The sequence below is a fragment of the Novosphingobium sp. GW835-FHT14H07 genome (genome assembly GCF_058793515.1).
Window position 1 is genome coordinate 130,470 of the sequence record NZ_JBXAFX010000002.1, and the last position, 16,950, is coordinate 147,419.

Sequence of the window (16,950 nt, forward strand, 5' to 3'; positions counted from 1 at the left end):
TGGACTCGAACGGATTGGATGTGAACGATGATTTCCCTGACTGTCGGCCCGGCTGGAACTGACATCGGTTGGCTTGACTGGACCGCCTCGGTGCTCGCTGCCTTGGCATGGCCAGTCTCGGCGCTGGTCATCGCCCTGATTTTCCGCCGCCCCCTGCTGGCGCTGCTAGCCCGTCTCGACGAACTGAGCTGGGGCGACAAGTCTGCCCGTTTCGCACAGCGGCTGGACCGCCTCGAATCCGAAGCCAGCCCCGCGCCGCCCGAGCCTGACGGCCCCGAGATCGCCCTGACCGGCGATCACGCCCGCTTCCTCAAGCTGCTCGATCTCTCGCCCGGAGCGGCCGTGCTCGATTCCTGGGCGGGGGTAGAGGACGCGCTGCAATCGCTCGCCATCGAGCATGCCCTTGCCACCCCCGATGTGTCAGAGGCGGGCCGAACCCTGCAGAAGCGCGGCGTCCTTCCCGCGCGCACCGTTGGCATGATCGAGGACATGCGCGCGCTTCGCAACGCCGCCGCGCACGATCAGGCCATCTCCGTCTCCGACGCCCTGCGCTTCCGCAACCTGGCCAAGGGTGTGCTGAACGAGATCAGGCTGGCCTAATTTATAACCACAAGGCTTTGCGAGATATCGTGATTGAAGTATTCGACTGTACCATGGAGTTTTTCTTCGAAATCTTTTTGCAGTTTTTTGGCGAGATTATCGTGCAGGTGCTTGCCGAGCTACTTGCAGAGTTCGGCATCCGGTCATTGGCCGATCCCGTGCGCGAACCCCGCACGCCTGTTTACTCGATGGTCGGCTACACACTCTGGGGATTGATTGCTGGCGCAATCAGCCTGTTTCTGTTTCCGGCGTCGGCAATCCGGAATCCCGCTTTCCGCACAATCAATCTAGTGGTCACACCGCTAGTGATCGCTGCCATCATGGCGATGCTCGGCAGGGCTCGAAACAAGCGTGGCCAGTTGCTCGTCCGGCTTGACCGCTTTGGCTATGCTTACCTGTTTGCGTTCTCAATGGCGCTGGTACGATTTATTTGGGCTAGCTAGCGCCTCAATCCACCGCTTCCCTCAGCACCGCAATCCCCTGCTCGCGCTGCGCCCGCAGTTCCTTTTTCAGCACCTGTGGATCGCGCGCGAAGATGAAGCCGAAGCTTACTCCGCCTTCCTTGCCCATGGTTGCGTGGTGCAGCTTGTGGGCCTGCACCAGCCGCTTGGCATAGCCTTTCTTCGGAACCCATCGGAACCAGCGCTGGTGAACCAGCCCATCATGCACCAGCGTGTAGATCGCGCCATAGGCCATCACGCCAAGGCCGATGAACGTCGCCGGCCACCAGGCCTCGGTGCCCATCACCAGCGGGCTGCCGATCATGAAGAAGCTGATCGAGATGGCGGCACCGACCACCGCATAAAGATCGTTCTTCTCGAAAAACCCATTGTGCGGTTCATGGTGATCGCGATGCCAGCCCCAGCCGAACCCGTGCATCACGTACTTGTGGCTGGACCACGCCACGAATTCCATGACCAGCACGGTGGCAACGATGATCAGAATGGCAACAAGCGTCTGCATGGCGCTCCCATACACTCGCTTCGGCGCGCCCGCGACACATTCTTACACTTTGCCCGAAAGTCGCGACGGCTCGTTTTTCTGGTGTTCAGGCGCTGGCGGGCAGTTTGTCCTCACAGACCAATGAGGAGCTTTTCCCATGCGCAAGACCGTTCTCGCCGTAGTCCTTTCCAGCCTCGTCGCGGGCGTTGCCACTCCGGCTCTGGCTCATGGCGGTGACCGCTATCCCGGCAACAACCGCGCCGAAGCGGCCTACCTGACCCCTGCGCGCAATGCCGAAATCCGTCGAGAGATATACCAGCTCGACAACCGCATCTACCGCGCTCAGGTCAACCGGACGATTTCCCCGCGCGAAGCAGAAGGCTTGCGCCGCGATGCCCGCAATCTCAAGGTTGCCTATAACAATTCCGCCAATCGTGGCCTCTCGATCCGCGAATACCGCGAACTCGATCGCCGCGTGGCGACGATCAACCAGCGCCTGCGTGCCGAAAAATGGGACCGTGATGGTCGCCGGGGCTGATCGAGTGGCGGATAATGCCCAGAAGGCGTAACAAAATTACGCCGACGCGCCTCTTGGCCCGCCCTTTCCTGCTTGAATTGCGGGAAGGGCGGGCCTAACCGCTTGCACCATGTCGAACACCGCAGCACCCCGCACGCTCTACCAGAAGATCTGGGACGCCCACGTTGTCGAACAGCGCGACGATGGCACCGCGCTCATCTACATCGACCGCCACCTCGTCCACGAAGTGACGAGCCCGCAGGCGTTCGAGGCCCTGCGCGCGGCAGGCCGCAAGGTGCGCCGCCCCGATCTTACGCTCGCCGTGCCTGACCATAACCTGCCCACCACCGCGCGCCGCACCGCCGATGGCCAGCGCGTGCCCATTGCCGATCCGAAAAGCGCGCAGCAGCTCGAAGCGCTCGAGCGCAACGCACCCGCTTTCGGCATCCGCTACATCGGCGATGCTGATGCGGAACAGGGCATCGTCCACGTCGTCGGGCCGGAGCAGGGCTTCTCGCTCCCCGGCGCCACCATTGTCTGCGGTGACAGCCATACCGCCTGCCACGGCGGCCTCGGCGCGCTGGCCTTCGGCATCGGCACCAGCGAGGTCGAGCATGTGCTCGCCACGCAAACCCTGTTGCTCAAGCAGTCGAAGTCGATGGAAGTCCGCGTCGAAGGCACGCTGATGCCCGGCGTTACTGCCAAGGATGTTGTCCTGCACATCACCGGCGTGCTGGGTGCGGCTGGCGGCACCGGTTCGGTCATCGAATACACGGGCCAGGTCATCCGCGACCTTTCCATCGAAGGCCGCCTGACCATCTCCAACATGGCGATCGAGCACGGCGCCCGTGCCGGCCTGTGCGCGCCCGATGAAAAGACCTTCGCCTACCTCAAGGGCCGGCCTTATGCGCCGAAGGGTGAGGATTGGGACAAGGCCGTCGCCTGGTGGAAGAGCCTCGCGACCGACCCCGGCGCCACTTACGACAAGGTCGTGGTGATCGACGCCAAGGACATTGCCCCTTCGGTTACCTGGGGCACCAGCCCGGAAGACGTCCTGCCGATCAGCGGCCTCGTCCCGGCGCCGGAAAGCTTCGCCGATCCATCCAAGCAGGAAGCCGCCAAGGCCAGCCTCGCCTACATGGGACTGACCCCGGGCCAGCGCATGGAAGACGTCGAGGTGCAGAACATCTTCATCGGCTCATGCACCAACAGCCGCATCGAGGACATGCGTGCCGCCGCCGCGATCCTGAAAGGTCGCAAGAAGGCCGACAACGTCAAGTGGGCGATCGTCGTCCCCGGTTCCGGCCTCGTCAAGAAGCAGGCCGAGGACGAAGGGCTTGATCGCATCTTCACCGAAGCCGGCTTCGAATGGCGTGAACCGGGCTGTTCGGCCTGTCTCGGCATGAACCCGGACAAGGTGCCAGCAGGCGAACGCTGCGCCTCGACCTCGAACCGCAACTTCGTCGGCCGCCAGGGCCCTGGCTCCCGCACGCACCTTGTCAGCCCCGCGATGGCCGCTGCCGCTGCCGTCACCGGCCGGTTGACCGACGTGCGCAAGCTGATCGGCTGACGCAGCCCGTGGCAGGCCTTCCGACAGCCGCGCTCCAGCTCGCCGGGTTCCTCATGGCCCACGCGTTCTGGACGGCGTCGGACCTGCCGCCCGGCGGCCATTACCAGCCGCAATCGCTGTGCATGCGCGCCGATGGCAGCCGCCAGCTTCAGACCTTCGACGGCGCCAGCCCCAAGGATCAGGACGCTGCCGCCCGGGCCTTCATCGGTGGCGGTGCAGCCCAGTGGCCCGATTGCGCCATTGCCCGGCAGGTCAAGGTCGACACGCCCACGGGCGAAGTCGATGCCCTGGTGATAGACGTCGTCCAGTACGGCGGCAGCGTGATGACCGTCGTGCAGGCCTTCCGTCCCGGCCCGCAGGACTTCCGCTTGCTGGGTGACGAACTCATGCTCGGCGATAACGGCCCGCTCCCGCCGCTCCCCGCTGCCCAGGCCGCCGCCGCCATGCGCGAAGGCGCTCTCGACCACACCGGCCTCGGCGACAAGTGGCAGCAATGGGAAGCAGGGCGCGACCCGGTGAGCCCGCTGGTCCAGAAGTAACCACGCCATCGCCCCAATCATGAGCCCGTCACCCTGAACTTGTTTCAGGGTCCATCTCTCCCCACGAACGGACCGTGGTTGCCGAAAGATGGATGCTGAAACAAGTTCAGCATGACATCGTGTTGTAACGCAATCCTGCGCCCAATTTACATCGCCCCGCTCGAAGCTTAGCCTCCCTCCAAACCAAGGAGGGGTGATCCATGGACATGATCAAGGGCGTGCGCGTGCCCGAACGCGTCTATCGCGGCGTGCTTTGGGCCGTTTCCATCGTCTTCGCCGGCTTCATCATCGGCTTTGGCAACCTCGTCATCGGCGACCTGCCGATGGTCGAAAGCCAGGTCTACACCGCGCCCGCTGATGACACCCCGGCCATTCGCGAAGTGCGCGACGAGATCCGCAGGATTGGCGACAGCAAGACCGCCATCGACGACAAGCTCGAGATACAGCGCCTCCAGCTCGAACAGGCGCAGCGTGCCTCGGGCACCGCGAACGAGACGTTCAAGGCCTGGATCGCCGCCCGTACCGCCACGACCAATCCGGCGCAGGACCCTGAAGTCCTCGCCCGCACCCGCGAACTTGAGCAGCTCAAGGCCAACGAACGCAGCATCCAGCAGGCAATCGCCAATCTCGAGAATGAGCGCGCCCCGCTTGACCAGCGCGAAAGCACGCTGCGGCTGCGCGAAAACCAGCTGATCTCCGACGCCATTCCGGCGCAGGAGCGCGCGATGTTCTGGCAGGAACTGCGGGTCTTCGGCCTGCGGCTGCTCATCACCCTGCCGATGCTGGCGGTCGCCGCGTGGATGGTGGTGAAAAAGCGCAAGAGCGATCACTGGCCACTGATGCGCGGCTTCGTCCTCGCTGCAGTCTTCGTGTTCTTCGTGGAACTCGTGCCCTACCTGCCCAGCTACGGCGGCTACATCCGTTACGCCGTGGGCATCGTCCTGACCTTCGCGGCGGGTCACTTCCTGATCAAGAACATGCGCGCCTATCTTGCACACCGGCAGGAAGTCGAGGCGCAAGCCGAGAAGGAGCGCCGCGCCCGCGTCAGCCATGACGAGGCCTTCAAGAAGATGGCCGCGAAGGTCTGCCCCGGCTGTGATCGCCCGATTTCGACCACCGGCGATGCCGAAGCCAACTTCTGCGTTCACTGTGGCATGACCCTGTTCGACCACTGCCACAGCTGCAACACCCGCAAGATGGCCTTCTTCCGCTTCTGCATGACGTGCGGCACGCCTGCGAAGGATGAGGTGGCCAGGAACGACCTCACTCCAGCGCCCGCGTGACCGACCGCAAGTCGTCCTTCGCGCCCGTTGCCGATCCACACACGCGGGTGCTTATCCTTGGAAGTCTCCCGGGTGAAGCCAGCCTCGCCGCCGCGCGCTACTATGCCAACCCGCGCAACCAGTTCTGGCGGTTGGTCGGAGCGGTGATCGACGTCGATCTTGTCGCGCAGGACTATGAAAGCCGCCTCGAAACCCTGCTCGCACATCGCATCGGCCTGTGGGATTCGATCGGGTCGGCCACGCGTTCGGGCAGCCCCGATACCGCCATTCGCGATGTCGCGCCCAATGCGCTGGCCGCTCTAGCCGCCTCGCTCCCGCATCTGCGATGCATCGCCTTCAACGGTGCCAAGTCCGCCAGCGTCGGCACGCCGCAACTGGTCGGGGCCGGGGCATTCGCGCTCCTGCGCCTGCCTTCCAGCAGCCCGGCCCATGCCTCGCTCACCTTCGAGGCAAAGCTTGGCGAGTGGACGAAGCTGCGGAAATTCCTCGCATGAGCCTTGCAATCGCAGAACGCCCGGCCAATCTTGGCGTCACGTTTCAAGGAGTTCTCAAGCGTGACCAAGAAGACGGACTGGACCGGCAAGGCAGCCATGGCGGGCGCGGCGATCGGCTCGGCAGCACTGGCCGCCGCCTTGCTCTATGCGTCGCGCCGCAAGGAACGGGCCGAAAAGACCGAACCCAAGGCCCCGCCCGCCGACGCACCCGAGACCGACTGATTTCGGAATGTCCGTCACGCAATAATCTTGCGCCAAAGCTCCCCCAAAACGGGCATTGCATCACCTATCGCGCAAGCTATAGCGACGGTCATGGAACCGGTGAAGCAGATCGAAGGACGGGCCATCCCGTTCGGCCGCAAGAACGTCGATACCGACGTGATCATCCCTGCCAAGTGGCTCAAGACGATCACCCGTCAGGGTCTCGGCAAGGGTGCGTTCGAGGCCTTGCGCGCAGATCCTGACAACATCTTCGACAGCGCGGAATTTTCCGGCTCGCCGATCCTGATCGCTGGCGACAACTTCGGCTGCGGCTCCAGCCGTGAACACGCCGCCTGGGCCTTGGGTGACATGGGCATCAAGGCCGTGATCGCACCTTCGTTCTCCGACATCTTTTCGGGCAACGCCTTCAAGAACGGCATTCTCACCGTCGTCCTGCCGCAGGAAGCGATCGACCGTCTGATGGAAGTCGCGCAGACCGATCCCGTCTCGATCGATCTCGAAACCCAGACCGTGACGACCCCTTTCCAGGACCGCTTTACCTTCGAGATCGACCCGTTCCGCAAGCACTGCCTGCTTAATGGCCTGGACGAAGTTGGCCTGACGATGGCGCGTGGGGACGCTATCTCCACGCACGAGGCGAAGATGCGCGACAGCCTGCCCTTCCTGGCACGCGGCACCGATGCCGTAGCGGCAGCTTAATCGTACGCTTAACAGGGCTTCCCAAGCCGCGCAAAACTTGCTTCCCTGATGCGGAGCGGATCGAATCCGCAACTATTGGGAGAAGTTGAATGAAGGCTCTGCGCACCCACGCCGCGGGCGGCCCTGAAACGCTGGTCATGGACGAATTGCCCGATCCCGTGCCGGGCAAGGGCGAAGTGCTGGTGCGGGTCCACGCCTGCTCGATCAATTTCCCCGACACGCTGATGATCCGCGATCTCTACCAGTTCAGGCCCGAGCGTCCCTATGCGCCCGGCAGCGAACTGGCCGGTGAGATCGAGGCACTGGGCGAGGGCGTCACTGGCTGGAACGTCGGCGATCGCGTCATCGCGATGATCGGTAACGGTGGCCTTGCCGAAAAGGTCGTTGCTCCGGTCGCGCGACTGTTCCCGCTGCCCGATGGCGTCGACTACGCCACCGGGGCATCTCTGCTGATGACTTACGGCACCACGATCCATGGCCTCAAGGATCGCGGACACATCAAGGCTGGCGATACGGTTCTCGTGCTCGGCGCTGCGGGCGGTGTCGGACTTTCGGCAGTCGAACTCGCCAAGGCCTTCGGCGCCCGCGTGATCGCCGCCGTTTCCAGCGAGGAGAAGGCACAGGTCGCGCGCGATGCAGGCGCAGACGACGTCGTGATCTATGGCCGTCCGCCCTTCGACAAGGCCCAATCCAAGGCACTGGCCGAGCAATTCAAGGCAGCCTGCGGCCCCGACGGCGCGGATATCGTCTACGATATCGTCGGCGGCGACTATTCCGAACCGGCCCTGCGCGCGATTGCCTGGGAAGGCCGTTTCCTCGTCGTTGGTTTCCCCGCCGGCATCGCCAGGCTCCCGCTGAACCTGACGCTGCTGAAGTCCTGCGACGTCTGTGGCGTTTTCTGGGGGGCGTGGACGGCCCGCGAACCCGCCGCCTTCAAGGCGGAGGTCGAGGAACTCTTCGCGCTGCTCAAGGCGGGCAAGATCAACCCCCGCGTCTCGCAGCGCTACACGCTCGATCAGGGGCGCGAAGCCATCGCCCTCCTCGAAAACCGCCAGGCCATGGGCAAGGTCGTCGTCGAAATGATCGGCTGACATTTGTTTCTCCCCTCCCGCATGCGGGAGGGGTTGGGGCTGGGCCTGCTCAGCCCTCGCGCTCGCCCGAGGAATAGACCGGCAAGCCCAGCTTCCACCAGATCGCCGCCCCCCTCAATGCGAACCCGGCCAGCGCGGCCAGCGGCCAGACCATCCCTCTGTCCAGCCCGAGTACTGCCCCCCCTGCGCAAATGCCTGCAGACAGGGCCGCGGCCGTCACATAAAGCTCGGGCCGCATCAGGATGGAGGGTCTGCCTGCCAGCACGTCGCGGATGATCCCGCCGACGCAGCCGGTAATCACCCCCATCAGCACCGCTGGCACGGGCGCGACGCCAAACGCCAGCGCCTTCGCCGTCCCCAGCACCGCATAGGCGCCGAGCCCTGCCGCGTCGGCCCATTCCAGAACCGGCCAATTTCCGACTGGTTGCACCCACCAGCGATGCGGCGTGAACCACGCCACCAGTGCCACGCCAAGGCACACCGGCGCCACCCACGGATCGCGCACCCAGAAGACAGGCGCGCCGATCAGCAGATCGCGCACAGACCCGCCGCCCACGCCCGTCACCAGCGCGAAGAACGCCATCGTCACGAACGTCTGTCGCAACTGCGCCGCCAGCAGCGCTCCCGTCAGCGCGAACACGGCGATGCCAACGAGATCCAGCAGCCCAATGAGGGCAGAAAGGTCTGCCGTGGGCAGAGCGGTGGGCACGGGCTCAGTTGCCCAGCAGCGCTTCCAGCTTGCCCTTCAGCGCCTGGATGCGTTCGGCTGCTTCGGTGAAGGTCTTGACGTCCTCGCGGTTGTTGTTGCCGCGCGCTTCCTTCGCCGCTTCGACATAGCCCTCAAGATCGGCTTCGAGCGCATCGATCAGGATTTCGGTCTCGTCTTCGGTCAGGGTCAGCTTGATGGCCATCGTGGCACTCCTTCGATTCAAACCCTGCGGTTACCGTCAGCAGCCGCAGGGCACAAACAAAAGGTTCAGGCTTTCGTCGCGAAGAAGATCACGTGGTGCAGCGGCTTGCGCCCTTCGCGCGGTTCTTCGCCCGCATCGACGCTGGCCACGTCGACGGTAAAGCCCGCTTGCTCCAGCAGCTCGACGAAAGCCGGGTCCTGAAATGCTGACCACACTGCCAGAATTCCGCCCGGCCGCAAGGCCCGCGCAGCTGCCTGCAGCCCGTCGGGCGAATAGAGCCAGCCGTTGAGCGCCCGGGTCAGCCCTTCGGGGCCATTGTCGACATCGAGCAGGATCGTGTCATAGGCGTTGCGCGCTGCATCGATCAGCATGGCAACGTCGTCATGGACCAGTTGCACGCGGCTATCGTCAAGGCACCCGGCGGTCAGCACCGCCATCGGCCCGCGCGCCCACTTCACGATCTCGGGCACGATCTCGGCCACGGTGACGTGTGCCGTCTCGTCCAGCACTTCCAGCGCCGCCCGCAGCGTGAAGCCCAGGCCATACCCGCCGATCAGCATCTGCAGGTTTGAACGTCCTGCCAGCCGTGCGCAGGTCATTTCCGCCAGTTGCACTTCCGAAGCGCAAACGTCAGTGCTCATCAGCTCGTTACGGTCTAGCAGGATGACGAAGTCCTCGCCGTTCCGCACCAGCCGCAGCCGCGCGCCATCCGGCACGCGACACGTGTCGATCAATTCGTCACCGTCTTCGAGCTCCCACATCGGGGGAGGGGCTACAGGCGAGGTTCCTTGAACCGGGAGGGTGGCGTCCAACGCCTACTTCTTCCGCGCCTTGCGGGCGGCATAGCGGGCATCGCGGGCCGCCTTCTGCGCGGCTTCCAGCTCTTCCTTGCTCGGTGGAGGCGGCACGTTGGCCTTCTCGGCCGCGATCCGCGCCTTTTCCGCCTTCTCTTCCTCGCGCTTCAGGCGGGCCGCCTCGCGCTTTTCGGCCTCGGCCTTCTCCTTGGCCTCGGCGCGGGCAAGCTTCTCGGCCAGCACCGCCGGGTCTACCGGAGCCTTCGCCTTGGCCTTCAGCGCCTCGATAGCCTTGGCGCGTGCCTCGGCCGAAGCGTTACGGCGGTCGCCGAGACCGGGTTCCTTGTATCCTGCCATGATATTCGTCTGCTTTCTCAATTCTTGCTTGGCCGCTAGCAGCGCAGGCCAAGGATGTCACGCTGCAACGCCGCAGTCGTTCCCGGCAAACGAAAAGGGCCGCCCCGAAGGACGGCCCCGTTCATCAATATTACCCGAGCGCGATCACATGTGGATCGGCTTGCCCGTCACGGCCATCGCCGCTTCCTTCAGCGCTTCCGAATGGGTCGGGTGCGCGTGGCAGGTATAGGCGATGTCCTCGCTGGTCGCACCAAACTCCATCGCCTGCGCGGCCTGCGCGATCATCGTGCCGGCGACCGAGGCAATGCACCATACGCCCAGAACGCGGTCCGTCTTGGCGTCCGAGATGACCTTCACGAAGCCGTCCGGCTCGTGGTTGGTCTTGGCACGGCTGTTTGCGAGCATCGGGAACTTGCCGACCTTTATCTCGCCTTTTTCCTTCGCAGCCTCTTCCGTAAGCCCAACGCCCGCGAACTCCGGCATGGTGTAGACCACGCCCGGGATCACGTCGTGGTTCACGATGCCCGTGAGCCCGGCGATGTTCTCGGCCACGGCAATGCCTTCGTCCTCGGCCTTGTGCGCCAGCATCGGACCGGGGATCACGTCGCCCACCGCCCATACGCCCGGAACCTTGGTGGCAAAGTCGTGGTCGGTCTCGATCTGGCCGCGCGCGTTCAGCTCAAGCCCGATCTTGTCGAGGCCGAGGCCATCGACATTGGGACGGCGCCCGATTGCCACCAGCACGCAGTCGGCCTCGATGGTTGCCGCCTCGCCACCCTTTGCAGGCTCGACAGTCAGCGTGGCCCTTCCACCATCCACTGCAACGCCGGTGACCTTCGTGCCGAGCTTGATGTCCATGCCCTGCTTCTTGAAGATCTTGGCCGCTTCCTTGCGCACGTCGCCGTCCATGCCGGGCAGCAGCTGGTCGAGGAATTCGACGACCGTGACCTTCGCGCCAAGGCGGCGCCACACCGAACCCAGCTCGAGCCCGATCACGCCGCCACCGATGACCACCATGTGGTTCGGTACGCGGTTCAGCGCCAGTGCACCGGTGCTGTCGACAATCACGCCCGCGTCGTTGTCAACGGTCACGCCCGGCAGTGGCGTCACGCTCGAACCGGTGGCGATCACGATGTTCTTCGCGGTCACCTTCTGGCCCGCCACGGTCACGCTGTGCGCGTCCTCGAACGTGGCGTAGCCCTTGAGCCAGGTCACCTTGTTTTTCTTGAACAGAAACTCGATGCCGCCCGTGAGGCCCTTGACCGAATCCGCCTTCTGCGCCTGCATCGCATCCAGATCCAGCTCGACAGCGCCGGTCTTGATCCCATAGCTGGCGAACGTGCCGTTCTTCGCCTCGTCGAATTTCTCCGACCCGTGCAGCAGCGCCTTCGACGGAATGCAGCCGACGTTGAGGCAGGTGCCGCCCAGCGTCTCGCGCCCTTCGGCGCAAGCGGTCTTCAGCCCCAGCTGCGCCGCGCGGATCGCCGCGACGTAACCGCCGGGGCCACCACCGATGACAAGGACGTCGTAATCGTATTCAGCCATTTTCGGCCTCCGTTGCGCGGTCATGCTTCGACAAGCTCAGCATGATCGGCGTCAGAATCAAGTCAGTCGCGAAACATCAATCACAGATCGATCAGCAGCCGCGTCGGATCCTCGATCGCTTCCTTGATCGTCTTGAGCGCCGTCACCGCCTCGCGACCGTCGATGATGCGGTGATCATAGGACAGGGCGATGTACATCATCGGGCGCACCACGATCTCGCCGTTGCGGACGACCGGGCGGTCCTCGATGCGGTGCAGGCCGAGCACGGCCGACTGCGGCGGGTTGATGATCGGGGTCGACATCAGACCGCCGAACACGCCGCCGTTCGAGATGGTGAAGGTGCCGCCCGCCATGTCGGCCATGGTCAGCGTGCCGTCGCGCGCCGCCTTGCCGTAGTTGGCGATCGACTTCTCGATGTCCGCAAAGCTCATCTTGTCGACATCGCGCACTACCGGCACGACCAGCCCGTTCGGAGCCGAAACCGCGACCGAGATGTCGACATAGTCGAAGTAGACGATTTCATCGCCCTGGATCTGTGCGTTGACCGAAGGGATGTCCTTCAGCGCCAGCACCGAGGCCTTGGCGAAGAACGACATGAGGCCGAGCTTCACGCCGTGCTTCTTCTCGAACACGTCCTTGTACTTGGCGCGCGCTTCCATCACCGCGCTCATGTCCACGTCGTTGAACGTGGTCAGCAGGGCGGCGGTTTCCTGCGCGCTCTTCAGGCGCTTGGCGATGGTCTGGCGAAGGCGGGTCATCTTGACGCGTTCTTCGTTGCGACCACCGGAAACTGCAGCCGCTGGTGCTGCCGCAGGAGCCGAAACGGCCGGTGCGGGCGAGGCCTGCTTGGCCGCAGCCGCTGCCATCACGTCTTCCTTGGTCAGGCGCCCGTCCTTGCCGGTGCCCTTCACGGTCGAGGGGTCGATGCCGTATTCCAGCACCGCGCGGCGCACTGCCGGCGAAAGTGCAGCAGCATCGCCCGATGGCGCAGCAGCAGCGATCGGGGCAGCAGGCGCTTCCGAGGCCGAAGCGGGCGGAACCGGCGCTTCGGTGCGCGGGGCAGGGGCCTGTGCGCCCGCAGCCGCCACGCTGTCCTCGATCAGCGCCAGCAGCGCGCCGACGTTCACCGTATCGCCCTCGTTGGCCACCAGCGCGCCAAGCACGCCTGCCGCCGGAGCCGGAACCTCGACCGCGACCTTGTCGGTCTCGAGGCTGACGATCGGCTCGTCCAGCGCCACGGCTTCACCCGGCTTCTTCAGCCACTGGCCAACGGTTGCTTCGCTGACGCTTTCACCCAGCGTCGGAACCTTCACTTCAATCGACATAATTCACGTTCCTCGGGGAGAAGGAAAATCAGTGCTTCTTTTGGCGGCGGATCTCGCCACGAACCGAAAGGCCCAGCGCATCGGCCACCAGCGCGCCCTGCTCGCTGGCGTGACGGCTGGCGAGACCCGTGGCGGGCGATGCCGCTGCGGCACGGCCTGCATAACGGGCACGGGCAACCTTGCTCTTGGCAGCCTTGAGCGCGTCCTCGATCATGGGCTCGACGAAGAACCACGAACCGTTGTTGCGCGGCTCTTCCTGGCACCACACCACTTCCTCGAGGTTGGTCATGCGCGAAAGGCGCAAGGCCAGCGGCTCGCCGGGGAAGGGATAGAGCTGTTCGAGGCGGATGATCTGCGTGTCGGTGATTCCGGCGGAGTCGCGCGCTTCGATCAGGTCATAGGCGACCTTGCCCGAACACAGGATGACCTTGCGGGTGTCCTTGTCGGCTGCCGGGTTGATGTCCGACAGGATGCGCATGAAGTGCCCGTCGCCGATGAAGTCCGAAGCGACCGACTTTGCCAGCGGATGGCGCAGCAGGCTCTTGGGCGTCATGATGATCAGCGGCTTGCGGAACGGACGGTGCATCTGCCGGCGCAGCACGTGGAAATAGTTGGCCGGCGTGGTGATGTTGCACACCTGGATGTTGTCTTCGGCGCAAAGCTGCAGATAACGCTCCATGCGCGCCGACGAGTGCTCCGGACCCTGGCCTTCGTACCCGTGCGGCAGCAGCATCACGAGGCCGTTGGCGCGCAGCCACTTGGCTTCGGATGCGGCGATGTACTGGTCAATCACGATCTGCGCACCGTTGGCAAAGTCGCCGAACTGCGCTTCCCACAGCACGAGGCTCTTGGGGTCGGCGCTGGCATAGCCATACTCGAAGCCGAGCACGCCATATTCCGAAAGCGTCGAATCCAGCACTTCGAACGAGCCGTGCGGCAGCGTCTTCAGCGGAACGTACTTGCGCTCGTCCTTCTGGTCCACCCACACCGCGTGGCGCTGGCTGAAAGTCCCGCGGCCGCAGTCCTGCCCCGAAAGGCGCACGCCATAGCCCTCGGAAACGAGGCTGCCGAATGCCAGTGCCTCACCAGTCGCCCAGTCGAAGCCTTGGCCCGAGCTGAACATCTCGCGCTTTGCATCAATCACGCGTGAGAGCGTCTTGTGGACCGTGAGGTCCTCAGGAACGGTCGTCAGCGTGCGGCCGAGGCTGTCAAACAGCTTCTGGTCGATGCCGGTTGCCACGTTGCGGCGCGCGGTCACAGGATCGGCCGGCTTGTTCAGGCCCGACCAGCGTCCGCCGAACCAGTCGGCTTCGTTGGCCTTGTAGCCCTTGGCCGCCTCGAACTCGGTCTCGAGCGTCGCCACGAAGTGGCTTTCGATCTCGCCCTTGTAGTTGGCGTCGATCACGCCTTCGGCGACCAGGCGCTTGGCATAGATGTCGCTCACGCCCGGATGCTGGCGGATCTTCGCGTACATCAGCGGCTGCGTGAACGAAGGCTCGTCACCCTCGTTGTGGCCGAAGCGGCGATAGCACCACATGTCGACGACGATGTCGCGGCCGAACTTCTGGCGGTAGTCGATTGCCAGCTTGCAGGCGAAGGTCACCGCTTCCGGATCGTCGCCGTTCACGTGCAGGATCGGAGCCTGCACGCCCTTGGCCACGTCCGACGGGTACGGGGACCCGCGCGAGAACTGTGGGCTCGTGGTGAAGCCGATCTGGTTGTTGATTATGAAGTGGATGCAGCCGCCTGTATTGTAGCCGCGCACGCCCGAAAGGCCGAAGCACTCCCACACGATGCCCTGACCTGCAAAGGCTGCGTCACCATGGATCAGGACGGGCAGCACCTGCTTGTGGCGGGCATTGGGCCCCACATCGTCGCCGATGTCGTCGCGGAACACCTGCTGCGCACGCACCTTGCCGAGCACGATCGGATCGACCGTTTCAAGGTGCGAGGGGTTCGGCACAAGGCTCATGTGAACCTTGGTCCCGTCAAACTCGCGGTCGGTCGAGGTGCCAAGGTGGTACTTCACGTCGCCCGAACCGCCGACGTCCTCCGGGTTGGCCGAACCGCCCGAGAACTCGTGGAAGATCACGCGATAGGGCTTGGCCATCACGTTGGCGAGCACGTTGAGGCGGCCGCGGTGGGCCATCCCGTAGACGATTTCCTTGACGCCCAGCTGGCCGCCGTACTTGATCACTGCTTCGAGCGCCGGGATCATCGATTCCCCGCCGTCCAGGCCGAAACGCTTCGTGCCGACGTACTTCTTGCCCAGGAACTTCTCGTACTGCTCGCCACGTACGACGGCAGCGAGGATCGCCTTCTTGCCTGCAGGCGTGAAGTCGATCGACTTGTCGCCGCCCTCGATGCGGTCCTGGATGAACTTGCGTTCTTCCACGTCGGCGATGTGCATGTATTCGAAGCCGACATGTCCGCAGTAATTTGCACGCAGGATCGCGACGAGTTCCTCAAGCGTCGCCCACTCGAGGCCCAGCACGCCACCGAGATAGATCTTGCGCTTGGCATCGGCGGCCGTGAAGCCGTGATACTCGGGCGAGATGTCGGCCGGGAGCTTCTGACGAGCAAGGCCGAGGGGATCGAGGTCTGCCGCCAGATGACCGCGCACGCGATAGGTGCGGATCAGCGTCATCGCGCGGATCGAATCCATCGCCGCCTGCTGCAGCGCCGCTTCGTCCAGCGCTACGCCGCCCTTCTTGGCCGACTTCTCGATGACGAGTTTCAGCGCCATCGGGTCCATCGCCTGGGTCAGGTCGTCGCCCGCCGCGGCATCGGTGATCGGCCAGCGCTTGTTGGCCCACGAAGGGCCGGGCTGCGGACCTTCCTGTGCCGGATCCACGTCGAAATCGTGCAGTTCAGAACCCATCATCAACTCCTGGTCCCCCCGGGGAGGTTGGGGGCTTCGGACTTCTTCCGCTCCACTGACCGTGGAACCGACCCTTCCGGCGCTCGCCTCGAAAGACTTGCGCAAAAATCCATAACTGAGGCAGGCCGCTTCCGTTGCGGTGTCTACCCTGAAATCTTCAAGCATCCGCCCGGTGGCACCTTACGCAAGGTAACCTATCCGGGCGGTAGCTTTTGGCCTCAGCCCTTCAGCACCTCGGCCAGCGTCTCGCCCAGCAGCGAGGGCGAGGCGGAGACCTTGATGCCGGCGGCTTCCATGGCCGCGATCTTGCTTTCAGCATCGCCCTTGCCGCCCGAGACGATGGCGCCGGCATGGCCCATGCGGCGGCCCGGAGGCGCGGTGCGGCCCGCGATGAAGCCGGCCATCGGCTTCTTGCGGCCACGCTTGGCCTCGTCGATCAGGAACTGTGCGGCCTGCTCCTCGGCATCGCCGCCGATCTCGCCGATCATGATGATCGACTTGGTGGCTTCGTCGGCCAGGAACAGTTCGAGCACGTCGATGAAGTTAGTGCCGTTGACCGGGTCGCCGCCGATGCCGACAGCGGTGGTCTGGCCAAGGCCGATGGCCGAGGTCTGGAACACCGCCTCATAGGTCAGCGTGCCCGAGCGCGAGACCACGCCGACCGAGCCTTCCTTGAAGATCGAACCGGGCATGATGCCGATCTTGCACTGGTTGGGCGTCAGCACGCCGGGGCAGTTCGGACCGATCAGGCGGCTCTTCGAACCCGACAGCGCGCGCTTGACCTTGACCATGTCGAGCACGGGCACGCCCTCGGTGATCGCCACGATCAGCTCCATCTCGGCGTCGATCGCCTCGAGGATGGCGTCGGCGCAGCCCGAAGGCGGCACGTAGACGCATGATGCGGTCGCACCGGTGACGGCCTTGGCCTCGGCCACGGTATCGAACTGCGGCAGGCCGATGTGGGTGGTGCCGCCCTTGCCGGGGGTCACGCCGCCAACCATCTGCGTGCCGTAGTCAAGCGCAGCCTGCGTGTGGAAGCTGCCGGTCTTGCCGGTCATCCCCTGCGTGATGACCTTGGTGTTCTTGTCGACGAGAATGGACATCAATCACTTCCGGATATTGCGTCCCCGCGAAGGCGGGGACCTCGGTGTTGTTACGCAACACCTGCGTAAACCGACTG

At 64.4% G+C, this 16,950-nt stretch carries 19 protein-coding genes; 10 read left to right on the forward strand and 9 right to left on the reverse strand.

Going from position 1 to position 16,950, the window contains the following annotated elements; all coding sequences use genetic code 11:
* The first annotated feature begins 27 nt into the window (after positions 1-27).
* Together AC1Q5P_RS02635 and AC1Q5P_RS02640 are read left to right on the forward strand one after the other, a co-directional pair.
* Entirely contained in the window at positions 28-600 is a 573-nt protein-coding gene (locus AC1Q5P_RS02635) for a hypothetical protein (protein WP_492518069.1), read from the forward strand.
* Positions 601-653: 53 nt separating this feature from the next.
* On the forward strand, positions 654-1,043 hold the full coding sequence (locus AC1Q5P_RS02640; protein ID WP_039337357.1) for a hypothetical protein: 390 nt from the start codon (positions 654-656) through the stop codon (positions 1,041-1,043).
* A 4-nt stretch (positions 1,044-1,047) separates the two neighbouring features.
* Here AC1Q5P_RS02640 and AC1Q5P_RS02645 read toward each other — a convergent pair whose 3' ends face one another.
* A complete protein-coding gene (locus tag AC1Q5P_RS02645; protein ID WP_492518070.1) occupies positions 1,048-1,563 on the reverse strand; it encodes a sterol desaturase family protein in 516 nt (171 codons plus the stop codon).
* Positions 1,564-1,699: 136 nt separating this feature from the next.
* Here AC1Q5P_RS02645 and AC1Q5P_RS02650 point away from each other — a divergent pair, with 136 nt between their 5' ends.
* From AC1Q5P_RS02650 to AC1Q5P_RS02685, 8 genes are all read left to right on the forward strand, one after another.
* A complete protein-coding gene (locus AC1Q5P_RS02650; RefSeq protein ID WP_039337361.1) occupies positions 1,700-2,080 on the forward strand; it encodes a hypothetical protein in 381 nt (126 codons plus the stop codon).
* Between the two features lie 109 nt (positions 2,081-2,189).
* Positions 2,190-3,629: a 3-isopropylmalate dehydratase large subunit gene (gene leuC, locus AC1Q5P_RS02655; protein WP_492518071.1), complete on the forward strand. Its 1,440-nt coding sequence runs from the start codon at positions 2,190-2,192 to the stop codon at positions 3,627-3,629.
* An 8-nt stretch (positions 3,630-3,637) separates the two neighbouring features.
* On the forward strand, positions 3,638-4,168 hold the full coding sequence (locus AC1Q5P_RS02660; protein ID WP_062780389.1) for a hypothetical protein: 531 nt from the start codon (positions 3,638-3,640) through the stop codon (positions 4,166-4,168).
* A 200-nt stretch (positions 4,169-4,368) separates the two neighbouring features.
* The gene (locus AC1Q5P_RS02665; RefSeq protein WP_492518072.1) at positions 4,369-5,451 is read left to right on the forward strand and encodes a zinc ribbon domain-containing protein; all 1,083 of its coding nucleotides are present in this window, start codon (positions 4,369-4,371) and stop codon (positions 5,449-5,451) included.
* Positions 5,448-5,945 carry a DNA-deoxyinosine glycosylase gene (locus AC1Q5P_RS02670; protein ID WP_492518073.1) on the forward strand — a complete coding sequence of 166 codons (498 nt, stop codon included), beginning with the start codon at positions 5,448-5,450 and terminating at the stop codon, positions 5,943-5,945. The genes AC1Q5P_RS02665 and AC1Q5P_RS02670 overlap by 4 nt, the downstream gene beginning before the upstream one ends.
* Before the next feature lie 60 nt (positions 5,946-6,005).
* Entirely contained in the window at positions 6,006-6,167 is a 162-nt protein-coding gene (locus tag AC1Q5P_RS02675; protein ID WP_156135865.1) for an LPXTG cell wall anchor domain-containing protein, read from the forward strand.
* Positions 6,168-6,257: 90 nt separating this feature from the next.
* Entirely contained in the window at positions 6,258-6,866 is a 609-nt protein-coding gene (gene leuD, locus AC1Q5P_RS02680) for a 3-isopropylmalate dehydratase small subunit (RefSeq protein WP_039337370.1), read from the forward strand.
* A gap of 89 nt (positions 6,867-6,955) precedes the next feature.
* Positions 6,956-7,957, forward strand: a complete 1,002-nt coding sequence (locus AC1Q5P_RS02685) for an NADPH:quinone oxidoreductase family protein (protein ID WP_193826950.1) — start codon at positions 6,956-6,958, stop codon at positions 7,955-7,957.
* A gap of 49 nt (positions 7,958-8,006) precedes the next feature.
* Here AC1Q5P_RS02685 and AC1Q5P_RS02690 read toward each other — a convergent pair whose 3' ends face one another.
* The 8 genes from AC1Q5P_RS02690 to sucD all read right to left on the reverse strand — a co-directional run bounded on the left by AC1Q5P_RS02690 (position 8,007) and on the right by sucD (position 16,873).
* The gene (locus AC1Q5P_RS02690) at positions 8,007-8,666 is read right to left on the reverse strand and encodes a trimeric intracellular cation channel family protein (RefSeq protein WP_492518074.1); all 660 of its coding nucleotides are present in this window, start codon (positions 8,664-8,666) and stop codon (positions 8,007-8,009) included.
* Between the two features lie 4 nt (positions 8,667-8,670).
* A complete protein-coding gene (locus tag AC1Q5P_RS02695; RefSeq protein WP_039337375.1) occupies positions 8,671-8,868 on the reverse strand; it encodes a hypothetical protein in 198 nt (65 codons plus the stop codon).
* 65 nt (positions 8,869-8,933) lie between these two features.
* Entirely contained in the window at positions 8,934-9,629 is a 696-nt protein-coding gene (locus AC1Q5P_RS02700; protein WP_427466835.1) for a spermidine synthase, read from the reverse strand.
* A gap of 54 nt (positions 9,630-9,683) precedes the next feature.
* Entirely contained in the window at positions 9,684-10,019 is a 336-nt protein-coding gene (locus tag AC1Q5P_RS02705; RefSeq protein ID WP_039337378.1) for a DUF6481 family protein, read from the reverse strand.
* Between the two features lie 144 nt (positions 10,020-10,163).
* A complete protein-coding gene (gene lpdA / locus AC1Q5P_RS02710; protein ID WP_062343959.1) occupies positions 10,164-11,564 on the reverse strand; it encodes a dihydrolipoyl dehydrogenase in 1,401 nt (466 codons plus the stop codon).
* A gap of 80 nt (positions 11,565-11,644) precedes the next feature.
* Entirely contained in the window at positions 11,645-12,889 is a 1,245-nt protein-coding gene (odhB, locus tag AC1Q5P_RS02715) for a 2-oxoglutarate dehydrogenase complex dihydrolipoyllysine-residue succinyltransferase (RefSeq protein ID WP_492518075.1), read from the reverse strand.
* Positions 12,890-12,917: 28 nt separating this feature from the next.
* Positions 12,918-15,770 carry a 2-oxoglutarate dehydrogenase E1 component gene (locus AC1Q5P_RS02720; RefSeq protein ID WP_039337382.1) on the reverse strand — a complete coding sequence of 951 codons (2,853 nt, stop codon included), beginning with the start codon at positions 15,768-15,770 and terminating at the stop codon, positions 12,918-12,920.
* 218 nt (positions 15,771-15,988) lie between these two features.
* Positions 15,989-16,873, reverse strand: coding sequence for a succinate--CoA ligase subunit alpha (sucD, locus tag AC1Q5P_RS02725; protein ID WP_062343955.1), 885 nt, complete (start codon positions 16,871-16,873; stop codon positions 15,989-15,991).
* Positions 16,874-16,950 lie beyond the last annotated feature (77 nt).

Excerpts from the sequence above, each read along its gene's own strand:
- AC1Q5P_RS02635 (WP_492518069.1), top strand. The coding sequence starts at position 28 with ATGATTTCCCTGACTGTCGGCCCGGCTGGAACTGACATCGGTTGGCTT.
- AC1Q5P_RS02640 (WP_039337357.1), top strand. The coding sequence starts at position 654 with ATGGAGTTTTTCTTCGAAATCTTTTTGCAGTTTTTTGGCGAGATTATC.
- AC1Q5P_RS02645 (WP_492518070.1), bottom strand. The coding sequence starts at position 1,563 with ATGCAGACGCTTGTTGCCATTCTGATCATCGTTGCCACCGTGCTGGTC.
- AC1Q5P_RS02650 (WP_039337361.1), top strand. The coding sequence starts at position 1,700 with ATGCGCAAGACCGTTCTCGCCGTAGTCCTTTCCAGCCTCGTCGCGGGC.
- leuC (WP_492518071.1), top strand. The coding sequence starts at position 2,190 with ATGTCGAACACCGCAGCACCCCGCACGCTCTACCAGAAGATCTGGGAC.
- AC1Q5P_RS02665 (WP_492518072.1), top strand. The coding sequence starts at position 4,369 with ATGGACATGATCAAGGGCGTGCGCGTGCCCGAACGCGTCTATCGCGGC.
- leuD (WP_039337370.1), top strand. The coding sequence starts at position 6,258 with ATGGAACCGGTGAAGCAGATCGAAGGACGGGCCATCCCGTTCGGCCGC.
- AC1Q5P_RS02685 (WP_193826950.1), top strand. The coding sequence starts at position 6,956 with ATGAAGGCTCTGCGCACCCACGCCGCGGGCGGCCCTGAAACGCTGGTC.
- AC1Q5P_RS02695 (WP_039337375.1), bottom strand. The coding sequence starts at position 8,868 with ATGGCCATCAAGCTGACCCTGACCGAAGACGAGACCGAAATCCTGATC.
- AC1Q5P_RS02700 (WP_427466835.1), bottom strand. The coding sequence starts at position 9,629 with ATGTGGGAGCTCGAAGACGGTGACGAATTGATCGACACGTGTCGCGTG.
- AC1Q5P_RS02705 (WP_039337378.1), bottom strand. The coding sequence starts at position 10,019 with ATGGCAGGATACAAGGAACCCGGTCTCGGCGACCGCCGTAACGCTTCG.
- lpdA (WP_062343959.1), bottom strand. The coding sequence starts at position 11,564 with ATGGCTGAATACGATTACGACGTCCTTGTCATCGGTGGTGGCCCCGGC.
- odhB (WP_492518075.1), bottom strand. The coding sequence starts at position 12,889 with ATGTCGATTGAAGTGAAGGTTCCGACGCTGGGTGAAAGCGTCAGCGAA.
- AC1Q5P_RS02720 (WP_039337382.1), bottom strand. The coding sequence starts at position 15,770 with ATGGGTTCTGAACTGCACGATTTCGACGTGGATCCGGCACAGGAAGGT.
- sucD (WP_062343955.1), bottom strand. The coding sequence starts at position 16,873 with ATGTCCATTCTCGTCGACAAGAACACCAAGGTCATCACGCAGGGGATG.